We start from the raw sequence: 17,043 nt of genomic DNA on the forward strand, positions 1-17,043 counted from the left end.
GGGCATATCTCAACAATCAGTAGCTTAGGGTCGTTTGATTAGTGAGAATACCTGTTTTTCATATGAGTCGCACGGGCGCCACTTGCATAGAGGCCGCCGATGCCAAAGAATCAAAGTAGGTTCCTTCCCGAAAGTATTTGTTTAAAGATGGCGATTCTGGCAGTCGGACTCAACCACAAGACCGCCCCCGTGGCAATGCGCGAACGCGTCGCCTTCGGACCGGACATCCTGGTGGGCGCCCTGCGCAGTCTCACCGGGCTCGCACCGATCTGTGAGGGACTCATCCTGTCCACCTGCAACCGCACCGAGATCTACTGCTCCATGCACACCGGGGGGCATGCCGGGGGGCACACCGGGGGGCATGCCGAGGGGGGGGAGCCAATTACTGACTGGTTGGGGCGATTCCACGGACTGGACCCGGCGCACCTCGAGCCTTACCTCTACACGCGGCTGGACCGCGAGGCGGTCTCGCACCTGCTGCGAGTGGCCAGCGGACTCGATTCCATGGTACTCGGCGAGCCCCAGATACTCGGTCAAGTGAAGACGGCCTTTCAAGTAGCCAATGACAGCGGAGCCACGGGCAAACTGCTCGGCCGACTGTTTCAAAACGCCTTCGCGGTGGCAAAGCAGGTGCGCACGGATACCGCCATCGGCAACAGCCCGGTCTCCGTGGCCTTCGCGGCAGTCAGCCTGGCACGACAAATCTTCAGCGACCTGAGCGACCAAACCGCCCTGCTTGTCGGCGCCGGTGAGACCATCGAGCTCGCCGCGCGTCACCTCCACCAACACCGGATCGGGCGCATCCTGGTCGCCAACCGCACGGTCGAGCGCGCCCACGGCCTGGCCGTCCGGTTCGACGGCTTCGCCATCGCCCTGACCGAAGTGGCAAATCACCTCCCGCAGGCGGATATCCTCATCACCTCCACTGCCAGCCCGCTGCCCATACTCGGTAAGGGAACCGTGGAGCGGGCCCTCAGACAACGCAAGCATCGACCCATCTTTATGGTGGATATCGCCGTGCCCCGCGACATCGAACCGGAAGTGGGTGAGCTCGACGACGTCTATCTCTACACCGTGGACGATCTCCGGGACCTGGTGGCGGAAGGCCTGCGCTCGCGCCGTGAGGCCGCCGAACAGGCCGAGGAGATCATCGGTTTCCATACCGAGGAATTCCTCTGCTGGCTGCGTTCCCTGGATGCGGTGACCCTGATCCAGGACTACCGTGACCGTGCCGAGCGCCTGCGCGATCAGGTGCTCACCAAGGCCCGGCGCCAACTCCAAGGCGGCAAGCCCCCCGAGGAAGTCATCGGCTTTGTGGCGCACACCCTCACCAACAAGCTCCTGCACGGACCCAGCGTCTGCCTGCGACAAGCCGGACGGGAGGGCCGGGAAGAGCTGTTGGCGGCCGCCAACGAGCTCTTCCGACCCCACGAAAAATCGGGTTCTTCCTTATGAATCCCTCCATTCGCCACAAGCTCGATCAGCTTACGGACCGCTGCGGCGAGCTCACCGTCCTGCTGGCCGATCCACAGATCCAGGAGGACCCGCGACAGCTGCGCGAGCTGAGCCGGGAATACGCCCAGCTGGGGGCCGTGGTAGCCGGTTATCGGCGCTATCGGCAAATCGAGGATACAATCGCCGGCGCCGAGGAGCTACTGGCAGACCCGGAGTTGGCGGAGCTGGCCCGCGAGGAGATCGCTGCCGGTACCGCACGGCGCCAGGCCCTGGAGCCAGAGCTGAAACGACTGCTGGTGCCCCTGGATCCCCACGACCAACGCAACGTCTTCCTGGAGATCCGCGCCGGCACCGGCGGCGCGGAGGCGGCCCTGTTCGCTGCCGATCTGGCCCGCATGTATGTGCGCTTCGCCGAGCTCAGAGGCTGGTCGGTCGAGCAGATGAGCGAGAGCGCCGGTGAGCTCGGCGGCTACAAGGAGACCGTGCTGCGCATCAGCGGCGGCGGCATCTTCTCGCACCTCAAATTCGAGGCCGGCACCCACCGCGTCCAACGGGTACCCGAGACCGAATCCCAGGGCCGCATCCACACCTCGGCCTGTACCCTTGCGGTGTTGCCCGAGGCCGAGGCCATCGACGACCTGGCGCTCGACGCCAAGGACCTGCGCATCGACACCTATCGCGCCTCCGGCGCCGGCGGCCAGCATGTGAACAAGACCGACTCGGCGGTACGCATCACCCACCTGCCCTCCGGGATCGTGGTGGAATGTCAGGATGAACGCTCCCAGCACAAGAACAAGTCCCGGGCCATGTCCCTGCTGCAATCCAAGCTACTGTCCCAGGCCCAGGCCGCCCAAGTCGACGAGCAGGCCCGGTCCCGCCGGCTACAGGTCGGCAGTGGTGATCGCTCCGAGCGCATCCGTACCTACAATTTTCCGCAGAACCGGGTTACTGACCACCGCATCAACCTGACCCTGTACAAGCTCGAAGAGATTATGACCGGACAGCTGGACCAGATCATCGACCCCTTGATCCAGGAATACCAGGCGGAGCAACTGGTAGCCCTGATGAAAGATCGAGCCTAAGTGCCGGTTTTGACTGATGGGCACCTTGAAGAATTGCCAGGAAGCAATTTTTCAAGGCGCCCATGAATATTTCGGGATGGGAGATTCAGGCAGGTAAAAGACAAAGATGAAAGCAGGTTGATAGGCGCGTTAGACCATTTCCGTTCCGCAGATACGCAAAGCAAAAGACAAAACCCGACACCCAACTCCGTTATACAAGCGAAAGTAAAACGATGTGGCCACCTAACGCCACTACGCTGATTAAAACCTCTCAAGAAACAGAGACTTATAAATCAAGAACAATGCGTGGGGCGAAATATTCTTGAATTTCAAAAAATGGCAAACTGTATCGACATATTCGGTAGTAGGCGCAAAATTCTGGTTTCTTCCTGACGCTCCAGCCTTAGCTTTTTCGTAGAATGCGCAAATCTGGTATCCCAAGTCGAATGCCAAATATTCAGTCGAATATTTGAAGAGAAGCTCACGGAGGGTTTCTTGATCCTTTGTTAAGTCGACATATCCGGCTCCATCCTGAATGTTCTTTGAGCTATCACGAGAATCGATGATTGGACCCATACGACGAAGCCAGTACGCCAAATGCGCAGCTTGTTTCAAGTGATCCAGGGGCTTCCCGCCTAAATCAAACTCTGCGACTCGCCGGACGTCATTCTCCCAGGCGGTATAGGCATCGCTGGCTCGTGCCCGTGAGAACACAGGTACTAAGAGACAAGATTGGTAGATCTCATCAGCATGTTCAACCACGACCCTGTTAAAAGTTTCCGGATCACGTATGTGTTCCAATATTCCTTGTGTTACCTTCACTACTTTACGCTCGTATAGTTAAACAAACTATCGTTTCGTCTAAAGGTGCAACATCATCCCCCGTCGTTAGAAGACGACGTCGATGAGTACTCTGCCCTCCACGCAGCAGCATAGGATGGAAGTATATCCAGACAGTCTACGTCAACCGCCGGCACTCCATTTTCCGGGTACGAGTATCTACGCTGCTCCCCACCTGCCACGCGATCTTCGCTATAGTAGCCAGATAGGAATTCCACTTTTACCTCCATTTGCTATGTTTATGTCAGTTACGGTTTCCGCTTCGCTCCATTTTTCAAGCACGTAAGCACCTGAAAAATAGTAGAATAAGCTTGCCCCGCGCTGGTACCTTGAATTCTTCAAGATGCCTATATGTCAAACTTAGATGACCGTAGAACCTATTGTCAAGAAAAAAAGACACCTTCGAATAGAAGATGTCCAAAGGATGCACGGCGGCAACCCGGTATTAGAGGGATACTCCAAGAGGCCACCGAATTACTGGCGGCACTCCCCCAGGCCTCTCCTCACCTGGAGGCGGCATTGCTGTTGTGCGATGCGACCGGGCACACGCGTACGGAACTCCTGGCCTGGCCGGAGGCCGAGCTCGGCGAGGCGGACCTGGCACGCTTCGAGGTCCTGATCCAACGCCGCCTCACCGGCGAACCCATAGCCTATATCCGAGGCTGTCAAGCATTCTGGACCCTGGATCTGGAGGTCACCCCGGATACCCTGATTCCGCGCCCGGAGACGGAACTCTTGGTGGAGCTGGCGCTGGAACGGCTCCGCGCCGACGCACCGCTCCTGGTCCTGGACGCCGGCAGCGGCAGCGGCGCCATCGCCGCCGCACTGGCCTCCGAACGACCCGCCTGGATCCTGATCGCGACCGACCAGGATATGGGAGCTGCCCGCATGGCCGGCAGGAACTTCCGCACTTACGCACTTAGGAACGTGCACGTTGTCAGTTGCGACTGGCTGGCGCCCATCGCCGAGCGGTCCCTGGACGCTATCGTCGGCAACCCCCCTTACCTCCCCGATGCGGATCCCCACCTCAGGCAGGGCGATTTGCCTTGGGAGCCGCGCAGGGCCTTGGCTGCCGGCCCCGACGGGCTCGACGCCATCCGCATTTTGGGCGCGCAGGCGGCCTCCCGGCTCCGACCCGACGGATTCATTGCCTTAGAGCACGGCTTCGACCAAGGACCGGCGGTGCGAATGATCTTCAATCAGCATGGTTTCGAGGACATCCGCACCCATCCCGATTTCGGTGGCCGGGAACGGGTTACTACGGGACGGCTGCCCGTGTGAGAAGCTGTCTGGTTAAAAGCAATCCTGAATAATTTGGCGCGGTCTGGTGTACCGAACTTTCTTTATCCACAGATTGCGCAGATTTCCACAGATTAAGAACGAAACAATCTGTGAAAATCTGCGTAATCTGCGGATTGAAAAGACGCCTTCGTGGGCAACACCAATGCGGAAATAAAACGACGAAGTGCACAAATCGGCGCGAAACAGATCCCTCCCTTCGGTTCGGGATGACAATTTCGCGCGGATTCGCGTGACTCGTAGTTTCTCTTCTTTTTTGTCGACCGGTAACCTTTAACTTAATGGCATTGGGTTAGACCTTGTCTGTCCCATCCGTTTTATCGGATTCCTCGATTTTTACTGTTTACGGGCATGCAACCGGTTAACTGGGTGTAGGGGCCGGACGATTATTTCCGGAGAAAAAGCGCAATACAACGTAACCTAATATACCGGATGCAAGCGAACCGGACAGAATGCCCAATCTGTCATCTACGGCGAAATCAGGGCCGCCTTGCTCGAATGCGAGCGAACCGACAAACAAGCTCATTGTGAAACCGATTCCACAGAGTAAGGCAACGCCATAGAGCTGCACCCAACCGACGGCTTGAGGCATCTCCGATATCCCCAGCTTTATCGCCAGCCAACTGAAGCCGAATACGCCGATTTGATTGCCGATAAAAAGGCCTGCTGCAATACCAAATGGAACCGGATGGAGCATGGATTCCAGCGTAATGCCTTCAAACGAGATACCGGCATTCGCAAAAGCAAATAGCGGCAAGACACCATAAGCGACCGCTGGGTGAAGGTCGTGCTCCAATCTTTCCAGCTGGGTGTGGGTTTCTCCCGCCTCTCGCTTGAAGGGGATGAAGAAGGCAGTCAACACGCCCGCGAGCGTTGCATGTACGCCGGACTTGAGCACTGCCGCCCACAATACCACACCAATCAGCATATAGGGTGCCAACCTCAATACACCGCTGCGATTCATGATGAACAGGCCGACGATGGCGATTACAGCAAGCAGCAACGAAGAAAACGACAGATCGGCGGTATAGAACACCGCGATAATGATGATGGCACCCAGGTCGTCGATTATGGCCAGGGTCATGAGAAACAACTTCAGGGATTGTGGTATCCGGCTGCCAAGCAATGCAAGTACCCCTAATGCGAATGCGATATCCGTAGCCGAAGGGATTGCCCACCCTTTCATGGCTACCGGATCACCCCAATTTATCGAGGCATAGATCGCGGCGGGGATAGCCATACCGCCTACTGCTGCAATAATAGGCAAAACAACGCGAGAAGGATCGGATAGTTCACCGGCCAGGAATTCTCGCTTTACCTCAAGGCCGATAAGGAAGAAGAAAATGGCCATCAGGCCATCGTTTATCCAGAGCAGCAGCGGTTTAGCAATTTCAAAATCACCGATTTTGATTTCGACCGGAGTGCCGAGTAATGCATCATAGAGGTATTTTGCCGCCGAATTTTCGACCACCATAGCCAGCGAAGCAGCAATCAGGAGCAGAATTCCACTGGCAGACTCCAGGCGCAGAAATTCTTTTAATTTATCGATTACCATATCTCTTCACTACTGTCCGGGTAAATTATCAAATAGATTCAATTGGTTGCTGACCCCACCCTCATGATTTCTGTAACCCAACTCGGAGGCGTCCGTAAGTATCTGATTTAACGGGGATCGCTCGAATAAGGTAAGGCTCAGTATCTGTAGCATTGTGTAAAGATCGGCGTCGATAGCGAGGCGTTTCTTGATGATGGCCACGAGCACGTAGACGGAGATGGCGATCCAGATCTGGCTTTTGACGGCGTTCTCGGAGGTCCCGAAGAACGACTTGATGCGCAGGTGCTGCTTGATCCATTTGAAGAATAGCTCGACCTGCCAGCGGTATCGGTACAGGTCGGCTACCGTGTGTGCCGGAATGGCAAAGTTGTTGGTCAAGAAGTTGAAGACCTTGCCGGTCTGAGCATCGAGGTATTTGACGCGACGCAACGGCTGCGGGTAGTCGTGTACCGACGTGACTCCCGTCAGCACGATGGTCTGATCGCATCGAACACCACCGGATTTGTCCACCGGATGGGAGTAGCGGCGCCGGCACTTGGTGTTGGACTTGGCGCGGATGACAAAGAAACTTCCGGCCATATGCAGCAGGAACAGGCGTTCGAAGTCCCCATAGCCGCGATCCATGATGTAGAAAGCGCCCGGTTCCGGCAGCAGGATATCCAGGACGTTGACGTCGTGCAGCTTGCCGTCGGAGATATGGATAAAGGTCGGTATGTTGCCGCGAAGATCCAGCAGGGTATGGAGTTTGGCGGCGGACTTGGTCGAGCGGAACAGTGCCCACGGAAACACAGACAAACATAGATCGATGGTGGAGGCGTCGAGCGCATAGACGGTGTTGTCGAGCTCGAGCCCCAGGTCCTCGTCGGCATAGAGGGGGCGTGCGATGCCGATCAGTGCTTGAGCAAGATCGGCATAGAGACGCCAATCCCGGCGTTCGTTCGCGTCGGCCAGCGTGCTTCGGGAAACGCCGCCACGGATGCCCATGTGGTACAGCTTGTCTTTCTGGGCGCGCAGGCAAACCTCGATATCGCGCAGACTTTCGCGAAAAGTGAGCTGCGCAAACGCCATGCAGAGGTATTGGTCGAGACAAGAGAAGGTCTTCTTGTAACGGTTGCCGTCGTAGCGCGCTACGCAACGCCGGAAGGTGTGTAGTGGCAAATGGTCGATGACCTGCGAAAAAACGAGCCGGCCGACGTGCATGAGGGTGTCCCCAAAATCCCCGAAACGGGCTATTTTGAAGACTCGCACGACGATTCAAATCGGTGACACCCAAAAATCCGCCGTTTTGCATGTCTTTACAAGCTGTTACGTGAGTGGGGCGAAGGTTTTACCGGACAGCAGTGATATCTCTTTGTGGCTTGGTGTCTTTGTGCGATGTTTGTGTGATGCGGGAAAAGGCGGGACGCGGCGCGCCGGCCAGCGCGGTAATCGCGGTGCCAGGTGGCCGCGCCTTTCCCGCCCTACGCGGGCTGGCAGATCGTAAGTCCGTACTACACCGTGCCCCCCACCCACGCCTCGCGGAACCGATGCAGGGGTCCGCAGCTCCGGTTGCTTGATCCTCACCCAGGTCGAACGATCTGTAGCACATCGACGCCTTCAGGTCCATCTGTATTGGACAAGACCATTGGTAATGTCCCAAAATTAGATGTTCCCAACAGTCGAAATTACCGGAGAAGACAACCATGTCCGATAAGCCGATGAGCGAGAGTCGTCGTGATGCCATCAAAGCGATGATGGGAGGCCTGGCCGCTGTCCCGCTGATGAACCTGGTCGGTATGGCAGCCGCACAGGCGAAAGATCCGGAGAAGGAAAAAAAGGAGAAAGCAGATCTACCCCATCTCGACGAAGAGAAAGATCCTACGGCACTTGCCTTAGAGTACAGGCATGACGCCACTGTCGAGTATAAGCCTAAGCCAAAGGACGGAGAGAAAGAGCCAAAGGCGCCAAAGGTGCCAATGGCACCGAAGGGTCAAACCTGCGCTAACTGCATGTTCATCCAGGACGGTGCCGGTGATTGGCGTCCCTGCCAACTCTTCCCGGGCAAGGCTGTCTCCATGAAGGGTTGGTGTGCCTCCTGGGCGAAGAAGCCGGGCGCATAAAAGCCGCAGGCGTTTCCTCCTGGACGAAGAAAAGCGGGGTTTCGGCCTCGCTTTCTGTTTGGCCCTTTTGGATTCCGGACTGCTTTGGAGTGCGCCGGCTTAAGCGGCGCAGCCACATCGAATCTCAGCGACGGGGGATACCAGCAGCGTTTGCCGGAAACCTGAGCATCGGGTTCCACACGCGCCGCCGCGAGGGCGCTTTCCTCTGGCCGCAATGCCTTATAGGTCGCCAAATCCAAAGCGGCGGCGGTCGGGCACTCCATGGCCGACCCTGCGGTCATGTCGGGCACTGCGGATTCCAGTCGGTACCGGGGTGAGGCTGCCGCCGCACGCCAAGGTTTCCGCTGACCACTGCGGTTCGCTGCGCTCACCACACCCTAGTACCCCGTTCCGCCTTATTTTGCGTTCTCAGCGAGGCGAGAAGCGGCCAGATGCGAGGCGCGCGAGCGCAGGAATAGCTGGTCCTCTTTCAAGCTCGCGCAACAACGCAGCTGGTCACTTCTCGCCGCGCCCGAAGGGAGCCCTCCAAACACGCCAAGGCGGCGTTACAGCGCTTGGCAAGAGCGTGAGCTATTCCCTGCACGCTGTGCCTTGCCTGGGCGCATTTGGGGGCTTAAGAGAATGCAAAATAAGGCGGAACGGGATACTAGGGTCGCGCCGGGGGTGGAAACAAGCGGGGGATTCACGAAATGGTAATGAGGTTGCTATAGAATCCCAACCCTAGGCCGTAGCAATACGGGTTCGCATCCATACACCAAGTGTGAGGTTTTTATGAAGAAGACGCTGATTGCCACCGCCGTTATGGCCGTCGCGGCCCCTTTCGCCACCCAGGCCCTGGCCCGCGACACCGTTAACATCGTTGGTTCCTCGACCGTGTTTCCCTTTGCGACCACGGTCGCCGAAAACTTCGGTCGCACAACCAAGTTCAAGACCCCGAAGATCGAGTCCACCGGCTCCGGTGGCGGCCTCAAGCTGTTCTGCGAGGGGGTCGGCGTCAAGCATCCCGACATCACCAACGCCTCGCGCCGCATCAAGGGCTCCGAGTTCGATACCTGTAAGAAGAAGGGAGTCAAGGAGATCGTCGAGGTCAAGATTGGTTTTGACGGCATCGCCATCGCCAATGCCAAGGAGGCCGTTAAATTCGACCTGACACCCAAGGACATCTTCTTAGGGTTGGCCAAGGACGTGCCGGACCCGAAAGGTGGCGATAAGCTGGTAGCCAACCCTTACCAGACCTGGAAGGAGGTCAACTCCAAACTGCCGGATGCCAAGATCGAGGTCCTGGGTCCGCCGCCGACCTCGGGTACGCGCGATGCCTTTGTGGAGCTGGCGATGGAAGCCGGCTGCAAGCAGTTCGACTTCATCAAAGCCATGAAGAAGAAGGACAAAAAGAAGTACAAGGCGATCTGCCACGGCGTGCGTGAGGACGGTCGTTACGTCGAAGCGGGTGAGAACGACAACCTGATCGTCCAGAAGCTCAAGGCCAATCCGACGGCGCTGGGTATCTTCGGCTTCAGCTTCCTGGATCAGAACATCGACAAGATCAAGGGCTCCAAGATCAAGGGTGTCAAACCGACCTTCGAGACCATCTCTTCCGGCGATTATCCGATCTCCCGCTCCCTGTACTTCTATGTCAAAAAGGCCCACGTGGGTACCATTCCGGGCATCGAGGAGTACGTGAAGGAGTTCACCAGCGAGAAGGCCTGGGGAGACGAGGGCTACCTCACTGACAAGGGCCTGATCCCGCTGCCCAAAAAGGAGCGTGACAAGGTGGCCAAATCCGCCCGGGCCATGGAGCCGATGCGCAAGCCTGAGAAGAAATAACTCTGGGGTTTGGGTTCGGGGTTAGACCGTAAAGAACCACCGGTGGTCCAATGGGTCGCCGGTTTTGTTTTTTGAAGCGAGCAGTTACGGCGCAAAAATTATCCTCTCTGCGGTGTGGCTGTTCGGGAACGGCCAGTGGTAAATTTTCGAGTGGTAAGGCACCTAACCGGATGCCAGTTTGAAAAATTCCTAAAGATGGGGTTATCCAACGGTCCCGATAGATGTCCCAACTATGTCAGACCAGCCCAAGAGGCGAAGAACAAAAAATGAATAGGTGAACGATAGCGCATGAGTCCAACGGTATTCCGAGAGAACGGATTCAGGTTTTTCTTTTTCTCGAAAGAGGAAGAGCGTATGCACGTCCATGTGGCGTCAGGTAGTGGCGAAGCAAAGTTTTGGCTTGAACCGGAAATTGAACTTGCAAAAAATTGTCGATTCTCAAGAAAGAACTTGAAGCAAATCGAGATATATATAGAGGCTCATCACGATGAACTCGTTAGCGCATGGAAAACATACTTCAAGTGTTGAGGTTACGAACGTATCCGCGTACGGATTATGGCTTTTCGCTCATAATAGAGAGTTCTTTATTTCATATGACGACTTCCCCTGGTTCAGAGAACAAACAATAAGCTCGATCATCAACGTAGAAGAACATGCTCCAGGGCACTATTACTGGCCCGACATCGACGTCGATTTATCTCAGGAAATAATCGAGCATCCGGAACGTTTTCCATTGAGCGCAAAAATTACATAATCAGTAACGAAGCTGTCCCATGCAATCCCCTGTCCTGCTGCTCGTACTCCTCGGCGTCATGGCGCTGGCCTATCGGTTCGGTTACCAGCGGGCCGTGTCTGTCGCCGGGGGCGTGGATCGGATCAAGACCCTGCACTCGCTGCCGGGTTACTACGGCTTCTACGCCGCCCTGTGGACAGGTCTGCCGGCGCTGCTGCTGCTCGGCTTCTGGGTCGGGTTCCAGGATGTCATCGTGACCGGCCTGGTGGAGGCGGAGCTGCCGGCGGAAATGACGGCAGGTCTTTCCACGGGGCAGAAGGGTCTGCTGCTTAATGACATCGAGAACCTGGCGACCGGGAACATCGTCTCGGGCGAGGTGACGCCCGCGCTGCAGGCCGCCGCGGACAAGTACGCCCACCTGCAGGGCCTAGCCGATATCGCCATGTGGTCCCTGGTCCTGGCCGTGGCCTTAGGCGGACTCGCGCTCGCCTGGAAGCGGACCCACCCGGAGCTGCGGGCCCGCAACGGGGTGGAGTCGACGCTGATGGTGATCCTGGTGGTCTTCTCCTCGATTGCCATCCTGACCACCCTCGGCATCCTGTTGTCGGTGATCTTCGAGTCGATCCGGTTCTTCCAGAAGGTCTCGGTGACGGAGTTTCTCTCCGGTACCGAATGGAGTCCCCAGATCGCGCTGCGGGCGGACCAGGTGGGAGCGTCGGGCGCCTTCGGGGCGATTCCCCTGTTCACGGGGACCCTGCTGGTCTCCCTGATCGCCATGCTGATCGCGGTGCCCATCGGCCTCATGGCCGCCATCTATCTGTCCGAGTATGCGCCGGCCAAGATACGGACCATCACCAAGCCGGTACTGGAGGTCCTGGCCGGTATCCCGACCGTAGTCTACGGCTTCTTCGCCGCGCTCACGGTAGCCCCCTTCATCCGTGATCTGGGGGCCTCCCTGGGGCTCGCGGTTGCCTCCGAAAGCGCCCTGGCCGCAGGCCTGGTCATGGGGATCATGATCATTCCCTTCGTGTCCTCCCTCTCGGATGACGTGATCAACGCCGTCCCCCAGGCCATGCGCGACGGTTCCTATGCCTTGGGCGCGACCCGCTCCGAGACGATCAAAAAGGTCATCTTTCCCGCGGCCCTGCCCGGCATCGTCGGCGGCGTGCTGCTGGCGGTGTCACGCGCCATCGGCGAGACCATGATTGTGGTCATGGCCGCCGGCCTGTCGGCCAACCTGACCTGGAACCCCTTGGAGGCCGTGACCACGGTGACGGTCCAGATCGTCACCCTGCTGACCGGGGATCAGGAATTCGACAGCCCCAAGACCCTGGCCGCCTTCGCCCTGGGCCTGACGCTCTTCGTCGTCACCCTGATCCTGAACCTGATCGCCCTGCATATCGTGCGCAAATATCGGGAACAATATGAATAAGCAAGTACCCGAGGCACCGCCCAAGCGCACCATCGACCTCGTCAACGCCGGCCTCCAACGGCGTCGCGCCGCGGAGAGGCGTTTCCGTTTCTTAGGGGTAGGGGCGGTAGTGCTCGGCCTGCTGTTCGTGGCCATCCTATTCGTCGACATCGTCGGCAAGGGCTATACGGCCTTCCAGCAGACCTACATCCGGCTCCCCATCCGGTTCGATCCGGCGCTCATCGACCCCACCGGATCACGCGCGCCGGACACCCTCTCACAGGCCGATTACCGGAAGCTGATACGCACTGCGCTCACCGCGCGCTTCCCGGAGGTCTCAGGCCGTCGGGACAAACGGGCACTCTATCAGCTGCTGAGCCCCGGTGCCCCGCAGCAGCTGCGGGAGCGGGTCTTAGCCGATCCCGGACTGATCGGCACCGAGTCGGAGGTCTGGCTACTCGCCGACGATGACATCGACATGCTGGCTAAGGGGCATATCGACCGCGCGGTGCCTGAATCCGAGCGGCGGGTGAAGGACCGAACCCTGGGCTGGGTGGATACCCTGGTCGCGGACGGTCGGTTGGAGAAGCAATTCAACACCCTCTTCTTCACCGCGGGGACCTCCCGCGAGCCCGAGCTGGCCGGCATCGCCGGGGCCCTGATGGGTTCCTTGTACACCCTGGCGTTGACCTTGCTGTTCTCGTTTCCCATCGCCGTGGGTGCGGCCCTCTACCTGGAAGAATTCGCGCCCAAGAATCGCTGGACCGATCTCATCGAGGTCAACATCAACAACCTGGCCGCCGTGCCCTCCATCGTGTTCGGCCTGCTGGGCCTGGCCGTTTTCATCAACTTCTTCGGCGTGCCGCGCTCCACCCCCCTGGTGGGCGCCCTGGTGCTGACCCTGATGACCCTGCCCACCATCATCATCGCCGGCCGCGCGGCCCTCAAGTCGGTGCCGCCGTCGATCCGTGAGGCCGCCCTGGGTGTCGGCGCCTCGCCCCTGCAGACCCGGTTCCATCACGTCCTGCCCTTGGCCATGCCCGGCATGCTGACCGGGACCATCATCGGCATGGCGCAGGCCCTGGGCGAGACCGCACCCTTGCTGATGATCGGCATGATCGCCTTCATCGTCGACATCCCGGGCGGAGTGACGGATCCGGCGACGGTGCTGCCGGTTCAGATCTACTTGTGGGCGGACAGCCCCGAGCGCGGCTTCGTGGAGCGGACCTCGGCGGCCATCATGGTCTTGCTGGCTTTTCTGATCACCATGAACCTGGTCGCGGTATTACTGCGGCAGAAATTCGAACGGCGCTGGTAGGCCACTGGCCCGACGCCGGATTGAACCGAGGTATGAGCCCGTAGGATGCGGTGAGCGCGGTAGGTCTTACAGGATGGCACCACGAGGAGGCGCGAACCGCATCTTTGGACGCTGGGCGTGTCCAACTGGTTGGATAAGCCCGTAGGTCGGATCAGGCCAGGGCGATGGAGGTGGCTGGCATACGGCGGATGGCGCAAGCTTATCCGCCCTACGCGGGCTAGTACAGCAGCACCGAAGTACCGATAACATGGGAATCATCTTTCTGCCGCAAATGAACGCGAATCAACGCAAATCGACCGCAATCGATTCGTTATCATCGCTGGTTCTTGATCCATTTGCGTTGCTTTGCGGCTGAATCTTCCGGTCACGGATTGATCCGAGTCTTGCGGGTTCAATGTTACCGATCATTGAGAGCATCTGTACTAGCCGAGCATCTGTACTAGCCCGACGTTGGATTGAATCGAGGTATGAACAATGAGCACGACTGTTGAAGTAGCCACTGAGGATGCCGTCGCTATGACCGCTTCCGACCTGGAGCAGGAGGGCGTGTTCGGGGGCACGGTCGGCGACTATACCGTCAAGGATGCCCGCATGCAGTGCCGGGGCGTCGATGTCTATTACGGAGAAAAGCGCGCCATCAAGCATGTGAGCCTGGACGTCGGAAAGCGCGAGGTGGTGTCCATGATCGGCCCCTCCGGCTGCGGCAAGTCCACCTTTCTGCGCTGCCTCAACCGGATGAACGATGAGATCCCCGGCTGCCGCGTCACCGGCACCATCAAGCTGGACGGCATCGAGATCTACGATAAGAAGCTGGACGTGGTGCCCCTGCGGGCGCAGGTCGGCATGGTGTTTCAGAAGCCCAATCCCTTCCCCAAATCCATCTACGAGAACATCGCCTACGGGCCACGCATCCACGGCCTCACCAACAACAAGGCCGAGCTGGACGAGCTGGTGGCGTCGAGCTTGCGCAAGGCGGGGCTCTGGGATGAGGTCAAGGACCGGCTGGATCAACCCGGAACCGGCCTCTCCGGGGGCCAACAGCAGCGCCTGTGTATTGCCCGCACCATCTCCGTTTCTCCCGAAGTGATCCTGATGGACGAGCCCTGCTCGGCCCTCGACCCCATCGCCACGGCCAAGATCGAGGAGCTGATCGACGAGCTGCGGGAAAACTACAGCATCGCCATCGTGACCCACTCCATGCAGCAGGCGGCCCGGGTGTCCCAGCGTACCGCCTACTTCCATCTCGGCGATCTGGTGGAGGTCGGCGAGACCAACCAAATCTTCACCAGTCCCAACCACAAGCTCACCGAGGACTATATCACCGGCAGATTCGGATGAATCGCTCGCGTTTTTCAGATCAAGCGGGTAGACGGTTAGCCCCTCCTGTTCCAACATATTGCGTCAGAGAAGTTAATCGCCCACTCCCTATCATATGATTCGCGCTATCACATGATTCGCGGTTGGGCATTTTTCTCGTTCCCACGCGCTGCGTGGGAACCTGGTTGCTCCGCGCCGCGGAGAGAATCAGGCCTGTGTCCACCATTCCGTAGACACGGGAACCAAACCCGCCAAGCTCGGATAATTCCGCGCAATTGTTTCCGATTCCGAATGGAGTGCGGCATGACCGAAGTTACCAAGGGCCACACGGTTCGCAAATATGACAAGGAGCTTAGCAACGCCCGCAAGCTGGTGCTGGAAATGGGGGCGCAGGTGCTGGAGCAGGTACGCAAATCCGTCAGCGCCCTGGGCGAGGGGGACATCGGCCTGGCCCGTGAGGTCGTCGATAACGAGCGCAAGATCGATGCTTGCGAGCTCGATATCGACGAGGCCATCTTCGACCTCATCGCTAAGCGCCAGCCGGCTGCCATCGATCTGCGGTTTATCCTCGCCCTGTCCAAGGTCGCCGGCGATCTGGAACGGGCGGGGGACAAGGCCGCACAGATCGCCTGGTGCGCGATCCGACTCATGGGACGGACGAGCCGGCGACCGGCGTCGAAGAAGATACTCCATCATATCCATAGCCTCGACCAGGTCACCCGTCGCTTGCTGGAACGCAGTCTCGATGCCCTTGCCAAGGTCGATGTGGATTTGGCCCTTGATGTGTTCGAAGACGGCTCCCAGCTGGGCGACCTGGCCGGACACCAATCGGGTAGCGCAACGGCAGACTCACACGAGATGCTGGAAGACGGTTCCGAGCTGGATGACGGATTCGACGCGGCGATACGCCATGCCATGACCTTCGTGTTCGAAGACACCCAGTTGGTGGGCCAGGTGTTGGACGTCGTCTTCGTCCTGCGCGCCCTTGCCAATATCGGAGACCACGCCGGCAACATCGCCGAGCAGGTGATCTTCATTGCCAAAGGCAAGGACGTGCGCTATCAGAACAAAGAAGTCCTGATCGACGCCCTGCGTGAGCGCAAAGCGTAGCGCATAGGATGGGCAAAGCAAGCGTCCATCAAACCGATCTCGAGGTTTCGGTCATGGCGAACGACGAGAAGGACAAGGAGAATAAACAAGTCCGTACAATCAACCGATGACTTGATTGTTCTACGTTATTCACGTATCTTGTCTGAAGAATTATGCATGCATACCCTGGTTGAAACGCCTGTCTTCATTCGTCGAACAGCACAGGCTGGGGTGAGTGAGGCAGAGCTCGACGAAATCAGGTTGCTCATCGCAAACCATCCGAGGGCTGGAGATCCTGTGCCCGGCACTGGTGGAGCGCGAAAACTGCGGTTCGCTGCGAGAGGCAAAGGAAAAAGCGGTGGATACAGAATCATTACCTTTTTCAGCGGTGAAGACATTCCTGTTTTTCTTTTGGATATCTATGCCAAAGGGGAGAAGATTGATCTCAGCCAGAATGAGAAGAATACCCTGAGGGGTGTGCTGCAACGGTTAGCCGAAACTTACCGGAGCAAACAGGATGAGTGAAGCTGGGAAACGTCTGATCGAAAGTGCCGAGCAAGCCCTCGCCTTCGCTGAAGGACAGGCGGAACCTAAGGATTACCGTATCCACATCCCGGGAGAGATCAACGTTCGGTACATCCGCGAGCAGTTTCACATGAGTCAAACGCAGTTCGCACAGGCGTTCGGTTTCAGCGTTCGAACCCTGCAGGAGTGGGAACAGGGCCGGAGCGTTCCACGCGGGGTTTCCAAGCATTTTCTCCTCGTGCTGCAAAAGGAGCCGGAAGCAGTTCAACGCGCGTTGAGGGATTATAGACTCGAGGGCAATACCCTGGAATCGACTAGGGCATAGGCCGATTCCGAGGCAGGAGAGTTCTCAGAAATTGAACCTGGCTCCTTTCCTCTTTTTCCCCGTGAATTAAAATCTGGTAGTGGTAAATTCACAAGTGTTAACGTAAAGAGATTCGTCTTTTTGATCCCCTCTCCCCAACCCTCTCCCGGAGGGAGAGGGGGTATAGCGGCCAGTGCCGTTGGTCATGTTACA

At 58.1% G+C, this 17,043-nt stretch carries 16 protein-coding genes; 13 read left to right on the forward strand and 3 right to left on the reverse strand.

What is annotated here, in order from left to right; genetic code table 11:
• Nucleotides 1-147: 147 nt before the first annotated feature.
• Both hemA and prfA read left to right on the forward strand, forming a co-directional pair.
• On the forward strand, nt 148-1,455 hold the full coding sequence (gene hemA, locus BQ17_RS14860; RefSeq protein ID WP_089728353.1) for a glutamyl-tRNA reductase: 1,308 nt from the start codon (nt 148-150) through the stop codon (nt 1,453-1,455).
• Complete coding sequence (gene prfA / locus BQ17_RS14865) at nt 1,452-2,537, forward strand: peptide chain release factor 1 (protein WP_089728355.1); 1,086 nt, start codon at nt 1,452-1,454, stop codon at nt 2,535-2,537. Before hemA ends, prfA begins: the two co-directional genes overlap by 4 nt.
• A 240-nt stretch (nt 2,538-2,777) precedes the next feature.
• On the opposite strand, the gene BQ17_RS14870 is transcribed toward prfA, so the two are convergent.
• Complete coding sequence (locus BQ17_RS14870) at nt 2,778-3,338, reverse strand: hypothetical protein (RefSeq protein ID WP_141699306.1); 561 nt, start codon at nt 3,336-3,338, stop codon at nt 2,778-2,780.
• A 369-nt stretch (nt 3,339-3,707) separates the two neighbouring features.
• Here BQ17_RS14870 and prmC point away from each other — a divergent pair, with 369 nt between their 5' ends.
• Nucleotides 3,708-4,637, forward strand: a complete 930-nt coding sequence (gene prmC, locus BQ17_RS14875; RefSeq protein ID WP_089728360.1) for a peptide chain release factor N(5)-glutamine methyltransferase — start codon at nt 3,708-3,710, stop codon at nt 4,635-4,637.
• A 379-nt stretch (nt 4,638-5,016) separates the two neighbouring features.
• On the opposite strand, the gene nhaA is transcribed toward prmC, so the two are convergent.
• Both nhaA and BQ17_RS14885 read right to left on the reverse strand, forming a co-directional pair.
• Entirely contained in the window at nt 5,017-6,210 is a 1,194-nt protein-coding gene (gene nhaA, locus BQ17_RS14880) for a Na+/H+ antiporter NhaA (protein ID WP_089728362.1), read from the reverse strand.
• Nucleotides 6,211-6,219: 9 nt separating this feature from the next.
• Nucleotides 6,220-7,410 carry an IS4 family transposase gene (locus BQ17_RS14885; RefSeq protein WP_089728388.1) on the reverse strand — a complete coding sequence of 397 codons (1,191 nt, stop codon included), beginning with the start codon at nt 7,408-7,410 and terminating at the stop codon, nt 6,220-6,222.
• A gap of 482 nt (nt 7,411-7,892) precedes the next feature.
• Here BQ17_RS14885 and BQ17_RS14890 point away from each other — a divergent pair, with 482 nt between their 5' ends.
• The 10 genes from BQ17_RS14890 to BQ17_RS14935 all read left to right on the forward strand — a co-directional run bounded on the left by BQ17_RS14890 (nt 7,893) and on the right by BQ17_RS14935 (nt 16,851).
• Nucleotides 7,893-8,309: a high-potential iron-sulfur protein gene (locus BQ17_RS14890; RefSeq protein WP_089728364.1), complete on the forward strand. Its 417-nt coding sequence runs from the start codon at nt 7,893-7,895 to the stop codon at nt 8,307-8,309.
• Nucleotides 8,310-9,080: 771 nt separating this feature from the next.
• Entirely contained in the window at nt 9,081-10,133 is a 1,053-nt protein-coding gene (locus tag BQ17_RS14895; protein WP_089728365.1) for a PstS family phosphate ABC transporter substrate-binding protein, read from the forward strand.
• 354 nt (nt 10,134-10,487) lie between these two features.
• Nucleotides 10,488-10,661 carry a DUF4160 domain-containing protein gene (locus tag BQ17_RS14900; RefSeq protein WP_256091620.1) on the forward strand — a complete coding sequence of 58 codons (174 nt, stop codon included), beginning with the start codon at nt 10,488-10,490 and terminating at the stop codon, nt 10,659-10,661.
• Nucleotides 10,621-10,887 carry a DUF2442 domain-containing protein gene (locus BQ17_RS14905; RefSeq protein ID WP_089728369.1) on the forward strand — a complete coding sequence of 89 codons (267 nt, stop codon included), beginning with the start codon at nt 10,621-10,623 and terminating at the stop codon, nt 10,885-10,887. The genes BQ17_RS14900 and BQ17_RS14905 overlap by 41 nt, the downstream gene beginning before the upstream one ends.
• 19 nt (nt 10,888-10,906) lie before the next feature.
• On the forward strand, nt 10,907-12,298 hold the full coding sequence (gene pstC, locus BQ17_RS14910) for a phosphate ABC transporter permease subunit PstC (RefSeq protein WP_089728371.1): 1,392 nt from the start codon (nt 10,907-10,909) through the stop codon (nt 12,296-12,298).
• Complete coding sequence (gene pstA, locus BQ17_RS14915; protein ID WP_089728373.1) at nt 12,291-13,595, forward strand: phosphate ABC transporter permease PstA; 1,305 nt, start codon at nt 12,291-12,293, stop codon at nt 13,593-13,595. The genes pstC and pstA overlap by 8 nt, the downstream gene beginning before the upstream one ends.
• A gap of 474 nt (nt 13,596-14,069) precedes the next feature.
• Entirely contained in the window at nt 14,070-14,933 is an 864-nt protein-coding gene (gene pstB, locus BQ17_RS14920; RefSeq protein WP_089728376.1) for a phosphate ABC transporter ATP-binding protein PstB, read from the forward strand.
• 282 nt (nt 14,934-15,215) lie between these two features.
• A complete protein-coding gene (locus BQ17_RS14925) occupies nt 15,216-16,022 on the forward strand; it encodes a phosphate signaling complex PhoU family protein (RefSeq protein WP_176722451.1) in 807 nt (268 codons plus the stop codon).
• A gap of 156 nt (nt 16,023-16,178) precedes the next feature.
• Entirely contained in the window at nt 16,179-16,526 is a 348-nt protein-coding gene (locus BQ17_RS14930) for a type II toxin-antitoxin system RelE/ParE family toxin (protein WP_089728379.1), read from the forward strand.
• Complete coding sequence (locus BQ17_RS14935; protein ID WP_089728381.1) at nt 16,519-16,851, forward strand: helix-turn-helix domain-containing protein; 333 nt, start codon at nt 16,519-16,521, stop codon at nt 16,849-16,851. Before BQ17_RS14930 ends, BQ17_RS14935 begins: the two co-directional genes overlap by 8 nt.
• Nucleotides 16,852-17,043 lie beyond the last annotated feature (192 nt).

The organism is Candidatus Thiosymbion oneisti (assembly GCF_900092655.1).
GTDB lineage: Bacteria > Pseudomonadota > Gammaproteobacteria > Chromatiales > Chromatiaceae > Thiosymbion > Thiosymbion oneisti.